General features: G+C 28.4%; 17 protein-coding genes and 1 pseudogene. 4 read left to right on the top strand and 14 right to left on the bottom strand.

Annotated features, from left to right (window positions below; genetic code table 11):
- Positions 1-259: 259 nt before the first annotated feature.
- The 11 genes and pseudogenes from RH99_RS18870 to RH99_RS02980 form a co-directional block, all read right to left on the bottom strand.
- Positions 260-445 carry a hypothetical protein gene (locus RH99_RS18870; RefSeq protein ID WP_138990580.1) on the bottom strand — a complete coding sequence of 62 codons (186 nt, stop codon included), beginning with the start codon at positions 443-445 and terminating at the stop codon, positions 260-262.
- An 89-nt stretch (positions 446-534) separates the two neighbouring features.
- Entirely contained in the window at positions 535-858 is a 324-nt protein-coding gene (locus tag RH99_RS02940) for a YjcN family protein (RefSeq protein WP_010233716.1), read from the bottom strand.
- A gap of 91 nt (positions 859-949) precedes the next feature.
- Positions 950-1,237: a hypothetical protein gene (locus RH99_RS02945; RefSeq protein ID WP_010233718.1), complete on the bottom strand. Its 288-nt coding sequence runs from the start codon at positions 1,235-1,237 to the stop codon at positions 950-952.
- Between the two features lie 1,317 nt (positions 1,238-2,554).
- The gene (locus tag RH99_RS02950; protein ID WP_010233721.1) at positions 2,555-3,823 is read right to left on the bottom strand and encodes a ferredoxin reductase family protein; all 1,269 of its coding nucleotides are present in this window, start codon (positions 3,821-3,823) and stop codon (positions 2,555-2,557) included.
- Positions 3,824-3,924: 101 nt separating this feature from the next.
- Entirely contained in the window at positions 3,925-4,518 is a 594-nt protein-coding gene (locus RH99_RS02955; protein ID WP_010233726.1) for a CDP-alcohol phosphatidyltransferase family protein, read from the bottom strand.
- Between the two features lie 483 nt (positions 4,519-5,001).
- Positions 5,002-5,181: a phosphoglycerate mutase family protein gene (locus tag RH99_RS18225; protein ID WP_010233728.1), complete on the bottom strand. Its 180-nt coding sequence runs from the start codon at positions 5,179-5,181 to the stop codon at positions 5,002-5,004.
- Positions 5,182-5,276: 95 nt separating this feature from the next.
- Positions 5,277-6,056 carry a PhzF family phenazine biosynthesis protein gene (locus RH99_RS02965; protein WP_010233730.1) on the bottom strand — a complete coding sequence of 260 codons (780 nt, stop codon included), beginning with the start codon at positions 6,054-6,056 and terminating at the stop codon, positions 5,277-5,279.
- 158 nt (positions 6,057-6,214) lie between these two features.
- Positions 6,215-6,913, bottom strand: coding sequence for a ClbS/DfsB family four-helix bundle protein (locus RH99_RS02970; protein WP_010233733.1), 699 nt, complete (start codon positions 6,911-6,913; stop codon positions 6,215-6,217).
- Between the two features lie 84 nt (positions 6,914-6,997).
- A pseudogene (locus tag RH99_RS19585) lies at positions 6,998-7,075 on the bottom strand (nitroreductase family protein); the annotation flags it as partial.
- A 57-nt stretch (positions 7,076-7,132) separates the two neighbouring features.
- Positions 7,133-7,519 (bottom strand): VOC family protein, encoded by a 387-nt coding sequence (locus RH99_RS02975; RefSeq protein ID WP_010233735.1) that lies wholly within the window; start codon positions 7,517-7,519, stop codon positions 7,133-7,135.
- A gap of 115 nt (positions 7,520-7,634) precedes the next feature.
- On the bottom strand, positions 7,635-7,865 hold the full coding sequence (locus tag RH99_RS02980) for a hypothetical protein (protein ID WP_138990582.1): 231 nt from the start codon (positions 7,863-7,865) through the stop codon (positions 7,635-7,637).
- Between the two features lie 468 nt (positions 7,866-8,333).
- Here RH99_RS02980 and RH99_RS02985 point away from each other — a divergent pair, with 468 nt between their 5' ends.
- From RH99_RS02985 to RH99_RS02995, 3 genes are all read left to right on the top strand, one after another.
- Positions 8,334-8,516, top strand: coding sequence for a type II toxin-antitoxin system Phd/YefM family antitoxin (locus RH99_RS02985; RefSeq protein ID WP_243441438.1), 183 nt, complete (start codon positions 8,334-8,336; stop codon positions 8,514-8,516).
- Positions 8,513-8,692: a hypothetical protein gene (locus RH99_RS02990; RefSeq protein ID WP_010233741.1), complete on the top strand. Its 180-nt coding sequence runs from the start codon at positions 8,513-8,515 to the stop codon at positions 8,690-8,692. The genes RH99_RS02985 and RH99_RS02990 overlap by 4 nt, the downstream gene beginning before the upstream one ends.
- A gap of 104 nt (positions 8,693-8,796) precedes the next feature.
- Positions 8,797-9,261, top strand: coding sequence for a hypothetical protein (locus RH99_RS02995; protein WP_010233743.1), 465 nt, complete (start codon positions 8,797-8,799; stop codon positions 9,259-9,261).
- A 469-nt stretch (positions 9,262-9,730) separates the two neighbouring features.
- On the opposite strand, the gene RH99_RS03000 is transcribed toward RH99_RS02995, so the two are convergent.
- The 3 genes from RH99_RS03000 to RH99_RS03010 all read right to left on the bottom strand — a co-directional run bounded on the left by RH99_RS03000 (position 9,731) and on the right by RH99_RS03010 (position 13,217).
- On the bottom strand, positions 9,731-10,024 hold the full coding sequence (locus RH99_RS03000) for a hypothetical protein (protein WP_010233746.1): 294 nt from the start codon (positions 10,022-10,024) through the stop codon (positions 9,731-9,733).
- Positions 10,025-10,440: 416 nt separating this feature from the next.
- Positions 10,441-11,619, bottom strand: a complete 1,179-nt coding sequence (locus tag RH99_RS03005) for a macrolide family glycosyltransferase (protein ID WP_010233750.1) — start codon at positions 11,617-11,619, stop codon at positions 10,441-10,443.
- A 254-nt stretch (positions 11,620-11,873) separates the two neighbouring features.
- Entirely contained in the window at positions 11,874-13,217 is a 1,344-nt protein-coding gene (locus RH99_RS03010) for an MATE family efflux transporter (RefSeq protein ID WP_010233753.1), read from the bottom strand.
- Positions 13,218-13,878: 661 nt separating this feature from the next.
- Between RH99_RS03010 and RH99_RS03015 the strand changes: the two genes are divergently transcribed.
- A complete protein-coding gene (locus tag RH99_RS03015; RefSeq protein ID WP_010233756.1) occupies positions 13,879-14,757 on the top strand; it encodes a radical SAM/SPASM domain-containing protein in 879 nt (292 codons plus the stop codon).
- Positions 14,758-14,878 lie beyond the last annotated feature (121 nt).

Raw genomic sequence — 14,878 nt, forward strand, 5'->3', positions numbered from 1 at the left:
GCTTCAATTCCATACAAAATAAAACTTAGCGCTCCCGATTGAAAAACACTGAAATTTTTTACTAAGAATACACATATCAACGGCAGCCCAAAAGCAAAAATCAAAAATAGAACAATGTGTTTCTTAATATTTTCATCTTTCATATTGATGTCCTCACAATAAAACTAACACACATAATCTTTCCTTCGCAATTTCTTACTAACCTATTTTACATTAATATAATAATAAAAATTAATTCAAACTAAATTCAGATTATGAATTAATTTTTATTATTAATAGCATAGAAAATTAAAAAAATAATGACAAGTATAAAATATATAATACCTAATATTAACCCTAAAGTTTTATTTATACTTTTAGCTATTGGTGTTGCAATTATTAATGCTGGTATTATAAATAAAATAATTATGTATTTATATGGTTTCTTTACAGTTATATAATCCATAAAAATTAATATTATTAATAATGAAAATGCAATAATTGGTATTATTTGAGTATTAATATTGAATCACCTCACCGTTTCATCTTATTTTACTAACCTTCACCATATAATTCGGTAAAATATAAAAAGCCTATTTTTTTAACCTTAAAATTATATATCTCATTTGCTGTGCCTATACCACCTATAGGATGATATTTAACACGATAAATCATTGCATTCTCATAATCAAGAATATATTTATCCATTTTATATTGCGGTTCATTAATATCAAAATTTTCCTTAAAAGCTGAAGCTGGATGACCTATCATAAATAAATGTGTTCTAATGGATCTAGAAGGAGTTACATGAACTATAATAAATCCTCCAATAATTATACACATTGATAATAATATACTTATTTTTCTTAAATATTTCATACTATCCCCCTTGTATAATTCTTCTCATCTTACTATTATTTATCAATGAAATTTGTCATTTAGTGAACTTTATAATAAGATTGTGAAATATTTATGGCATTGATGATACTGTAAAAAAGATAAGTCCAGTTAATACCAATAAGCCTATAGATAATATGCTCATAACTAATGTTATTTTGGCTAACAAATTAGAAATTTTATATTTTCTCATTAGTATGGCAACTCCACCGCCAATAATTATGAATATTCCCCACATTACAAAACCTTTAGTTTCATGTAGCAATTGGTCATTAGCAATCCAAAGTTTTAAAATAAAGAAAAACATGATAATAGAAATAAGTGATATTACTTGACTAAATAGTTTTAAAAAAACTTTCATAAATTTATGCCCCCTTAGTTTATCATAATTTACCATATTAATCTTATCTTCATAATAAAATTTAATTTCTATTCTTTGTTATCATCTTTAGAAGCTGTACATACTAATAGTATTGTTGAAGTTAATATACATACCAATATTAAAATATATATTTTTTTTTAACAATCCAACTTTATGATTTATTGTATTTAACAAGGAAAATGTAGCCAATGTTGTACAAAATACCATTACCCCAGATTTTTCATAATTTTTTCTTTTCAATAACATCATTCCTTTTTATGTAGTAATTATGTCTCACTAAATTATCACATTAATTTCTTCAAGAAAAGAGTCTTGCATACCTAAATTGATTTATAATCACTTACGGTTATTTAAACAATAATCTACAGTTTCAGCTTAATTCATATAGAGATTATACCATATTACCCCATATAATCCATTATTACAGATAAAATAAATTGTAGGCTTATTCTATAGCGATCTGCTTTACTTTTATACTCTTTATCCCCAATAACTATACCAAGAATATGCAGTACAAAAAATAAGGTTAACAACCACAAAAAATCAAACCACCAATTAGCCATATATTATATATAAACTAATTGGTGGTTAAGCAACACCTAATTCATTTAAATTTTCTGATATTATTTGAATATTCATCACCTTTTTTTGATTTTTATATGCTTTCTACATTATAAAATCTATTATTTTTATTGATTAAATTTTTATTGAACACATATGATTTGATAATTAACATCCGTATAAATTATATTTATATAGCTTGTGAACTGCTCCGACATATAGAAGTAAGAGTTTTCTACTTCCGAGAGTTCATAATTTAGACTCTTTATAGGCTTGAAATCCCCTTGCACCGAGGATACTGTACTATAATCATCTGTACATAAGCCTTGAATTAAATATAATTTTTAAGATAAAAGCCACTAAATTTTGTGTTCCAATATAGCTTAGCCTCTAGTATATCTAGTAAGCTAATTATATTTATTTCATTTCCATATTCTCAATCTTTTAAACTGTAATAACATTATTATATAGTCATACTTTAAATCAAATACTTAATATCTGTATTTTCTATACCCTAATGCCTTTAAACATTTTTTCTTAATCCTTTTATGAATTAGGGTTGCTAGAAGAAGTTTTTTATATCTTCTTCATGCTTTTATTGTAATGTAAACGTTTATATTTGTCAACTCTTTTTTAATATTTATTTAGCAAAATATTTTTCATTTATGATATGCCTCACCATAATAAGTATAGCGTAGACTTTTTAAAATATTATTTTACAATTTAGCGTCTTATCTATCTAAATTGAAAGTTTTCATAATGAAACTTTCCAACCTTTAATTTACTGCTTATGAATTGTTTTTTTAAATTTTCTCTCATTGGTTTAGGACCACAAAAATATACATCGATAGTTTCCTCAGTCTTTACATGTTTACTAATTTCCTCTACTGATAAAAATCCTTTTTCTTTTGAATTAAACAAATGTAATCTTAAGTTATCACTGCCTATTAGCTCCTGTAATTCATTCACATAAGCCCCTTCTTCTTCATTATTATATGCATAGAAGAAATCAATAGAGTAATCTTTTGGTATATCCACTTGTGAAAAACTTCTGAATGGTGTCACTCCAATTCCACCTGCAATCCATATTTGATTTTTAGTTCCTGTCTTGTAATTAAATTTTCCGTGAGGTCCTTCTACAACAAATTCATCACCAACCTTCAGTGTATCAAATAAAGCCTTTGTATCATCACCTAAATCTTTAATTGTAAATTGCAATTCTCCATCTTTAGGTGCTTCACTTATAGTAAATGGATGAGATGCAAATTTATTGTCTTTATCCAGTATTTTTAGAAAAGCAAATTGCCCTGATTTAAAATTCATGTTAGTTCCTAAGGCACTTCCTGTAATCTCTAATGTACCTTTTGCAACTGTCTCTAATTTTTTAACTTTGAAACGATATTTAAAAGCAGTTTTTTCATAAAAGAATATACTGTAAATAGCAGACAAAATACCTATACAATTTACAATGTTTAGCCATATGCTAAAAGCATTCATAGAAAAAACAGCATAATTTGCACTTCCATAATAGTGATAAATACCTAAGATATATCCAATCAACATGAATTTATGAATTGTCTTCCATCTTTCATAATTTAATTTTTTTGCCAAAATAGCAATAAGTATAATAATTACAAACAAATACATACTAAAACTTCCATACATAGCATATGGATCTCTAGGTATATGGTTACCTGCTTGAATTTCAATTCTTTTACCTATACTTATTGTTATATCATGAACGAAAACCATAAGAAGCGCTGAAATACCTAAGTACTTATGATAAATATATGACTTATCTAATCCATCAAACAGATTATCTAAAACCTTATGTCTGGTAGAAATAAAATTTATTAAAGCAAAGCCAACTAGGGCAAAAGCAGCCAATAATTGAGAATATTGACTTATTAGCGGAATGTCTCTTGTAGGCTTAATAAATAACCAAGACACCCCTGTTATTAAAATGCTAAATAAAATAATTAAAATACCTGATTTTTTTTTCATTATACAACATCTCCTGTAATTCACTGATAACTAAATAATCCTTTAAACTATACTCTAAGAATAATATTTTTATTTCAAAATTTAAAACAAATCCCCTAAAATTAATTTTCACATTTACTATTATTTAAAGAAAGCAGCATAAAACAGCTTTTTATCCTTAAATAAGAAGAATAAATTCCAGCTGCAAAGATTATATAAAGTAGACAATTGATTAAATATACTGAATTATCAACCGCAAAACATTTATAAATGCAAACTATGCCTGGAATAATAAAAAACGTTGCAGATACTAACCTTCCAATCTTATCAAAAACAAATGCTTTATTTGATTCTCTATTATAAGATTTAATAAATTTTGATGTTATTACAAACTCTAAAAATTTTAAACATACAAAAACTAAAAACCATAAAGGTAACATTTTTAGAATTATTAGCGCTGTATATGAAAGAATTATATATAATAAATCTGCAAACACATCAAGTTTAGCTCCTATTATGGAAACGGCTCCCATTCCTCTTGCAATTTTGCCATCTAATAAATCTGAAAAACAAATTGCCAGAAACATAACTATTAAATTTATAAAATTTCCTCTTCCATATGCAAATTGTTCTACAATAAAGTATAAAAATATAAAAGTCATAATTATTCTTGTTATTGTAATACTGTTAGGTATAAATCTAATTATATTTTTCATATATATTCCCTCTTAAAAATAATATTTTTTCATATGTTTCTAGATACTTAAAGTATATTGCTTAAATTTTAATATAAACTTAGAGTTAGCTTAAAATTTACTAAGAAAAAAGTAAATAAACTGTGTATCATGATTTTTAATAACTGTTGTATTTCTTACTTACCATTTTATAAGTAAATAATGGTATAAATATAAAATAAATATGTTAATTTTGTGTGATTTTTAAATAGAAACTGCATATTGAAATATTTTTGAAGTGCGACGCAAAAAATACCGTAAAATTATGTAATACAGTATTTTATAAATTATTAATATAGCGCCACAGCATATTATTTATCACTCTATTCTTAACGGTTTTTCTTATCCAGTTTTCATCATTGTCTTTTGCTTCATAACAGGCAATTCCTTCATTCAACCATCTTGGCGTATTCCCATTTATTTTGTTTACTAAGATATGAACAAACTCATGAACTGCTGTATTTACTACGTTATCAAAATCTGAATTGATTCTTTTTTAAGATTCTCTTTTGATATAATAGAAGCCGTTTGTAGTGCTCGAGTATACGGTGAATAGAGAATAATATCTGACTTGCCTATCCTAGCATCTCTAGAAGCCCTTTTAGCCTGTTTAATACCATTATTTGTTAATGGTATTAAGTCCATTGCTTGTCCTTTTAAATTATATTTATCTATGCTGTCCCACTCTTACTCTACCTGTCTAATGAAATAAAATTGTGTCAATTATATCACTTTTCTTCCTAATTTAGATTAATATTTCCTGTCATATAAAGTACCGCTTTTCCGCTTACCTTAACTCTGTCACCAGCCATCTCACAATATAACAATCCTCCTCGTTTTGATAACTGTTTGGATATCATTTTATCTTTACTCAATCTTTTTGACCAAAATGGTATTAAATTACTATATGCCGAACCTGTTACAGGATCTTCATTTACACCGAGTTTAGGATAAAAGCAACGGGATACAAAATCCACATCATTACCCTTAGCTGTAACAATAATACCTAAACCCTTATCAAGTCTTAATACCTTAGAAAAGTCAGGGCTTAAATTTTTCACCTGATATTCCGTTTCTAATACCACAAATAAATCTCTTGATAAATATAATTCAATAGGTTTTATGCCAATAACATCTGAAATTGTTTCTAACAATGGAATCTTTTCTGGCTCTCTTAACGGAAGATCCATCTCATACAAATCTGCCTTACGTTTAACCTCAAGTATTCCACTCCTAGTATTAAATATCATTTTTTCTATTCCTATATCAATATAATTTGAAATAACATAGGCGGTTCCCATTGTAGCATGTCCACATAAATCTATCTCTGCTTTTGGTGTGAACCATCTTAGCTCATACTCATTTCCTTTTTTAAGCACAAAGGCTGTTTCTGATAAATTATTTTCTGCTGCAATTTTTTGCATTATATCATCCTTTAACCATTCATTTAATACACACACCCCTGCTGGGTTTCCTTTAAATATTTCATCAGCAAAAGCGTCCACAACATAATATCTCATCAATCATATCCTTCTTTCTAAAAATATATTGGTTTTTACATTATTAATGTACCAAATTTGTCATCATTCTTTAAGTTGTATCGTAGCTATCTCCTTTAAATAGATATTCTTCTTCCTAATTTACTACTGTAATGGTTTATAAAAATTATTATTAAACTTCAGATATTATTAATAGTCATAAAGTGGTTTAATACTACAGTAGATACAATCCCGTTATTTATGTTTTTTTCGTAAAAATCTTTCAGGTTAAATAAAATAACATCTTTATTTTTCATTTCTTCCAATTCTTCCAATAGTTCTCCCAAACGAAAAAAATCAGTTACCACTTCTTTGCTATTATCTACTTCGAGTAACAATATATAATTATTCTCTAAAATTTTGAATGCTTTTTCAAACTCTTGAATTTTTATATAATAAAAAACCATATGTATTGTTGGATGCAGAAAACTATCTATAAGAATATACTGCCATAAGGCATCTTTAAACCCATCAATTTTACTTTCACCTATGAGTTCCGAATTATCAAATGACTCTATTTGCTTTTTCAATACCTTATAACTCTTTATAGATAATAATTTCACTTCTTCAATTGACTGATTTTTGTGTCTTTTATAATTTTGTCTATTTAAAACATCAAGATCTTCATGGAATGAAACATATTCAATCTTTTTTACTGATTCTAATTTTTTAGAGGCTAAAATCCTCCATTCGCTTATATGTGAAGCAACATCTTTAAATGTCCAGTTATCATAACTACCTAAAAAATTTTCCTTTTTATCTGCCAATTTAATTATAAAATTTTCTTCCTGAATATTGACATAATCAATAAGCTCAATTAATTTTCTTTTATAATCCATGCTTTGTCTCCCAATAATTTATTTGTATCTTAAATACTCATTAATTTCTATCTGATTACTAAATTATATTGGTATAATCTAGTAATCTGTTATTTTTTCATTTTCAACTGGCTTGTCAATATATTTTCTAATGCTTCTACGCATTTCAATTTCTTTAATCATCTATCATGTTCCCCTTTTTCAATAATATTTTAGTACGTTTTATAAGAAAACTACGTACTATTTAATTTCTGCAAAAATTTCATGTATATTTCCATCTGGGTCGGCAAATAGTGCTGTTCTTTGATTCCAAGGCATATCTTGTGGTTCATGAATAGAAGTTGCTCCTTTAGAGATTAACTTCTTAAATGATTCATCAACATCATTAGGATTTTCACATGGGAAAGCAAGTTCAAAGCCCTGTCCAAATGACTCTTTCCTATATTCGCTACTATACACATACATAACATCTCTCATACAAATAGCAAATCTTGCTCCATCGTTTTCAAATTCAACATAATTACCAAGGTCATTTTCAATTCTAAATCCGAGAACTTGATTATAGAAATTTTTCATTTTATCTATATCATTTGTCCAAATCGTAATAAGATTAATTTGTGCTTTCATTGTATATTTTTCCCCTTTCTTAATTTAACATATAGTTCTCTTTAAATTACCATTGTTCAACAATATAATAAAATTCTAAGCTTCTTAACAAATTAATATTATATTTAAGCTAAGTTTATTTATAAGTATTTTTATTTTTACTTTCTCCTACTGTTTTGCCTATGTAATAACCAACAAGTATCACACCTACTAAAAACAATAAGTATATTACCATGTTTAATGCTAATATATGATATTTACTGAATAATGAGGACAATAAAATTCCTAAAAAAAGAACTATGATACCATACCTTGATACATGATTCATAAATTCATTCACACGATTCATAAGTAACACTTCTTTCATTTTTAATGTTTTGTAAATAACATCTTATATCACAATAAATTACTAACCTGTATTAATTATATATTAAAATAGTACCATATTATTGGTTAGGTAGTAAATTATAATTACTAGAATTAAAGATCATAAATAAAGGCTTTACGCTTATTTTTTCTGTTTTAAAATTGGAATTGCAAAAGCTAATTCAACATATTATAATAAAAATTAGCATTATGTTGGATTAAAACGCATGGTAACAGACCATAAAATATCTCCGTGTATACGTAATTTACTTTCTAGTGCATTACAAGATACTGATATTATCCCTAAATGTAAATTATATCTTAATGTTAGTATAATAATTTTTTAAAAATAGGATAAATTCATCCTAAATATAAGATATATAAAATAAATATTTGGAGGGATTTATATATGTTAGTAAATACTCAGAAAATAATTTCTATGTCTGAAGCTAATTAAAACTTTTCTAAAATAGCAAAAATGGTTGATGAAGATAAATCTGTAGTAATAATGAAAAATAATAAACCTAAATATGTTCTTTTAGATTTTGAAGAATTTAGCAAAGAAGCCACTTCTGAAGAAGAAAAATTAGATAATATTGCGGATAGAATATTAGGAGATAATATAGAAGCATTTAATGAATTAGCTAAATGAAATACATTTCACTTGAATATATGTTAAAACTTCATGAAAAACTTATAAAAGCTACAGGTAGATCAATTGAAATAAGATATATAGAACTTTTAAAATCATCAATAGAAAATTCAAAAGTAACTTTTAATGTAGAAGAACTGTATCTTACTTCTGAAAATAAATCTGCTATAGTATGATAATATATAAAAAACATTCTGTTAACATATTTTGCTATTGTAGAAAAACTAATATGAAAGTTGTAGAATTAGCATGAAATAAGTAAAATGCAAGGAGGCATATAATGGCAATAGACTCTACTTCTCAATTAAACCAACTTAATGCATTGCAACAATTATCTAGTATTCAGAGTAATAGTAATACAAGTAATGATGATTCACTATTTTCTACTATGCTTGAAGGTCTACTTAGTAATGCTACTAATGGTAATACTACTAACAGCAACGCCGTTAATAGTAGTAGTGAATATTCAAAAAGTACTGGTAACAATGTGAGTAATGTGAATGGATTGGACTCTTTATCGCAGTTACAGACACAAAAATTAAATCAAATGGTTCAATTACAAGCTCTACAAAATGAAATGTCAAGTATATCTAGTAATGATAGTAATGACGATTCTAATACTGACACTTGTATAGGCAGCATTGGAGGAAATAGTACTGATATGTCACAATTAATGAATACCCTGATTCAGTCTGTTCAACAAAATCAAAATGGAAATGATAGTTCCATATCTCAGAAAGTTTAACCTATATTTTTTAGAAATTCTCCAATAGGAATATATCAAGATTTATTAATGTTTATAAACAGAGTTCTAAGTATATAATACTTAAAGCTCTGTTGTCCTTGCTTCACACTGAAATACTCTTACGATACATCTTAAGAAAAATGCACATCAATTAATTTGTCCAAAAAAAGAGTCTTGCATGCCTCAATTGATTTGTAATCACTTACAGTTATTTAAATAATAATCTACAGTTTCGGCTTAATTCATATAGATATCATACCATATTACCCCATATAATCCATTATTACAGATAAAAACAAATTGCAGTCTTATTCTATAGTGACCTATTTTACTTTTACAATCTTTATCCTCAATAACCATACCAAGAATATGCAGTACAAATAATAGGATCCGTAACTACAAAAAAATCAAATAAAAGATACAAAAATATATATATTACTTATCTTTGTAATCTTCTTTCTAAGGTCAATTATCTATCATTTAAGCTTTCTATCAAAAGTGTTATCCCTATAATCAAATGGAATATCCATCCTAAAAACGGTATCCATCCCAATGCATTACCTACTATCCCTAATATGTGACCTGCTTTACTTTTATACTCTTTATCCGCAATAACTACACCAACAATATGCAGTACAAATAATAGAACTAATGGTGCCCACCCGTGGGCTACTATAAAGATTCCTCCTAGAAATGGTATCCCTAAAAATAATTCTATTATTGCTATTATAATTTTGTATGTTTTTGATGTATTATTTGACATATAAATCACTTCCCTTATCAATATTTGTACTCTCACTAAATTTAGATGAATTATTCATGTCCATGCCACTGTTATTACTGTCATAAGTTAAATTATTATTTTATAATTATTATACTTTATATATCGTGTATTAATTTTATTTTTTTAGTTTACTTTATGTATATGATTTAATTAAATATAATCAATAAAGTCCAGTTCAATAACTACCAAAAATCAAACCACCAATTAGTCATATATAATATATAAACTAATTGGTGGTTAAGCAACACCTAATTCATTTAAGGCACATTCAAATACTTAATCCTCTTATATTATTTGAATATTCGTCACCTTTTTTTGATTTTTATATGCTCTCTGCATTATAAAATCTATTGTTTTTATCGATTAAATTTTTATTATCCTAATTAGATTAGTGCCTAATAAGAAGCAGCGTTGTAGGCAAAGTCATCTTTATAAATATATGTTTCGATTGCATCTGCTGCTTTGACATATCCCCCTGATGACAGCATTTCTTGGCGCATCTTGTCCATATTGGCTTTATAGGTGGAGTCATTCAAAATCTTGCTTGCCGCTACCCTTAAATTAGTGGCAGTAACATGTTTCTTATCAATCATTTCCCCAAGACCAAGTTCTATCATGCGCTTGGCTACAATTGGCTGATCGGCCCTCTGTGGAATTCCGATCACCGGAATCCCGTAATACATGGATTCATTTGCACTGTTCATACCGCAGTGGGTAATAAATAAATCGGTATGTTCTAATACTGCCACTTGTGGAACGAAAGAATATACATAGAAATTAGCAGGGATGTTACCCAAATCTTCAATGTTTATTTGTTTACCAATGGACATAACCACAGAAACATTAGTGTCTTTAAAGGCTTCCATGCAAGTTTTAAAGAATTTAAGGACATTTGTAGATACGGTTCCCAACGAAATGTAGATAATTTTTTCTTTCATATGATCAAAAGGAATATCACTTTCTTGCACACGCCCGCCCACAGAAGGACCTATAAATACAAATTGTTTTTCATCAAAATCTTCGTTATAGATCTGAAATTTTCTAGAGGTATAAACAATATTTAAATCTGGATTGTGATCAATTAATTCATATATCAAATCAGTATGTCTCAATTTTTTATCTTTGATTAAAAATCTTGAAAGTGCTTTTCTGAATAACTTGCTTTCCATGATTTTACGCAAGAATCCTTTACCTTTGGTAGAATCATTTGTAATCTTTTTATTTAAAGCAAAGGTGGAGGTTAAACAGACTGTTTTTATGTGTAACTCTTCGCCAAGCTTAGCACCAAAGAAAAAGCCCATTTCATAGATAATACAGTCAAAATTTTTGCCGATTTCTAAGGCTTTGTAGTAGATGGTTGACATGATGGCAAAAATATCTCTAACTACTAGTTTTTTGCCAGTTTGTGCTTTATAAGTGATAACATTTGCCCCTACAGAAGCTATTTTTTCTCGGAATTCTTCGCTTATGAGATAAGTAACCTCATGTCCCCTATCTACCAATTCTTTAGTAAGAGCGATAGTGGGATTGACATGTCCATGCATTGGTATGTTAAGCATTAAAATTTTTGCCATTTTGTAAATCTCCTTTCTATATGAAAACAGTTGTTATTGAATATAATTTATATTTTCAAGAATCATATTTACAAGTTATTATCTTCCAGTCAAAATTAAAAGTCAAGAATGTAAATATTTCTTTATAAAAATTTAATATATGAATGACTTTAATTTCTATCTCATCAATAGACTACACACCTTAAGGAAAAGCTAGATTTTATGGAAAAATTTACACCCCTGGGGTGTAAAGAATTCTACCTTTGTAAAAATATTCACCCCTGGGGTGCAATTTTATACAGTTTTTTTACAGTTACATAATAAGCAATTCCTAAGGGTATGCAGGACCCAATCCATGCAAGAGGATTAGCAAGAGATGCCCCAGCAAAACCTAAGTGTTTTGACAAAACCATAGCTGCGAAGGTCCTCATTGCTAGTTCCATAATTCCTGCTACAGTAGGTGCAAAGCTCTGTCCAAGGCCCTGAAGACTATACCTATAGATAAACAGCAGTGCCAATATAAAATACATTGCCCCATTGATATTTAAATAGGTTTGTGCAAGAGACACTACTTCTGGCTGACCCTCCCCTACAAAAAGTTTTATCATCCAATGACCAGCCAAAATATTAACCGCACCAACAACAATACTAAATCCTACAGATATAATGCTGCATTGTTTTATACCAATACGGATTCTCTGAATTTTGTTAGCTCCATAGTTTTGTGCTACATATGTGGCCATTGTAATTCCAAATGACATCATAGGTTGAATAGCTAGCGTATCAATCTTCTGTGCTGCAGTATATGCGGCTACAGATACCTCACCTAAATTATTCAGTGCAAATTGAATAATAATGGCACCAATGGCAATGATAGAAGCCTGAAATCCCATAGGAATTCCCATTCTTAAATGCTCCCATAATATTTCCTTTGTCAAACGCCAATCTTCCTTATGGAGATTTAAAATTGGTATTTTTCTCATAATATAGCTAAGGCATAATATGGCTGCAACCCCCTGTGATATTGTGGTTGCCCATGCTGCTCCTGAAACTCCCATGGAGAATTTCAAAATAAATATAAAATCTAAAACTATGTTTAAAATACTGGCAACGACTAAAAATATCAGTGGTGTTCGACTGTCACCTAAAGCTCTTATAATATTAGAAAACAAGTTAAACATCATTGCAGCTATAATTCCCCAGTAAATTATAATGATAAAATTATAAGCATCTTCTATAATTTCTGATGGTGTATGCATTATTTCTAAAATTGGTCGTGCTAATGCAACACTAATAATTGTTAGCACTACTGTGATTGCAAGACTTAGTACAATACTTGCCACATAACTTTGCCTTACTCCCTGATCATCCCTAGCTCCAAAACGTTGAGCTGTAATTATGGAAAATCCAGCAGTTAGTCCCTGTGCAAAGCCTATGATGAGAAACATAAGGCTTGCTGTACAACCTACTGCCGCTAGAGCATTTACACCAAGAGTACGTCCTACAATTAACGTATCCGCAATACTGTAAAATTGTTGAAAAATGTTCCCAATAAGTAATGGGATTGTGAAAAAAATAATCAGTTTAGCGGGATTTCCCTTTGTTATGTCTCTTGTCATAAAAACTACCTACCTTTGTCTATAAAATTTCAAATTCTACTCTAAGGCATGTGAAAATAAATAACAAGTCAAAGATGCGACGTCTATTTTGAATTATACAAGGAAACAGGTCCTGATGATAGTGGTGCTATCAGAGGGTTCTGCTGACGCAGTAGAATTCAAAATAGGCTAGCATACTGACTAGTTATTTATTTGAATGTGCCTAACTTTTAGTTCTGTAATAACATAATTTATATTTATCGTACAATCTATATATTTATACTTAAATCTACCCTTAAGTCAATAGTTTTTTATAAATTTAGAAATACTTATAATTACATAGTTCTTTTTCTATACTTTAGCATATTGACAATTCTAGTAAACGTTTATATTTAGATGAATTAATTTATTTTCTTGCCAATATTAATTATATTTCTTATAATGTGACTTGAATAGTAATGTCATTTTTTTTAAGATAGCTAAAATCATTTACAGCACTTTAGGCATGTGAAAATAAATAACAAGTCAAAGATGCGAGGTGTATTTTGAATTATACAAGGAAACAGGTCCTGATAATAGTGGTGCTATCAGAGGGTTCTGCTGACGCAGTAGAATTCAAAATAGGCTAGCATACTGACTAGTTATTTATTTGAATGTGCTTTATTCAATACAAGGAGATCCAATGAAAAAATTTAAGAAGACCTATATAGAAATAACTAATGTTTGTAATTTAAATTGTGAATTTTGTCCTAAGTGTGAAAGAAATCCAGAATTTATGAAAATTGAACTATTTGAAAAGATACTAAGTCAAATAAAAAATCATTCTAAGCATATATATTTTCATGTTAAGGGAGAACCTTCACTACACCCACAACTAGGCACATTTTTAGATATGGCTCACACTTATGGCTATAAAGTAAATATAACCACAAATGGTACACTTATAGAAAGTTCAAAGCAAATGCTATTAAATAAACCTGCCCTTAGACAAGTAAATTTTTCACTGCACAGCTTTGATGCCAATATAAAAACTACTACTATGGAGAAATATTTAAATGATATCCTAGTCTTTGCAAAAGAAGCCTCAATGAATACAAATGTCATTTCGGCACTGAGATTGTGGAATCTAAGTGAAGACAACAGTATTAATCTTAGTGAAGAGAAGAATAGATCTATTCTTAGGCAAATAGAGGATACTTTTAATCTTGATTATATGATAGAAGAAAAACTAGCTGAACAAAGGGGTATAAAGCTTGCCCACAACGTATATTTAAATCAGGCTTCCCGTTTTAATTGGCCTGGCATAAATGAAAGTGAAAATAGCCTTTGTGGCTTTTGTTATGGCCTACGGGATCAAGTGGCTATTCTAGTAGATGGTACTGTAGTTCCCTGCTGTCTTGATGGTGAAGGCATAATTAATTTAGGAAATATAAATTATACTAACTTTCAAAAGATCATAGAAAATGAAAGGTCTAATGCATTATACGACGGATTTTCCAATAGAAATGTAGTTGAACCTCTATGCCAAAAATGTGACTATAGAAGGAAGTTCAACTCATAAGGCATATTCAAATAAATAACTAGTCAGTATGCTAGCCTATTTATTTTCACATGCCTAAAGTAAAACACTTTATTCTTTATTTGAGCTCCACTCCACATTCATAAACTCCAAAAATGGAAAA

Source organism: Clostridium arbusti SL206 (assembly GCF_000246895.1).
In the GTDB taxonomy this organism is placed as follows: Bacteria; Bacillota; Clostridia; order Clostridiales; family Clostridiaceae; genus Clostridium_I; species Clostridium_I arbusti.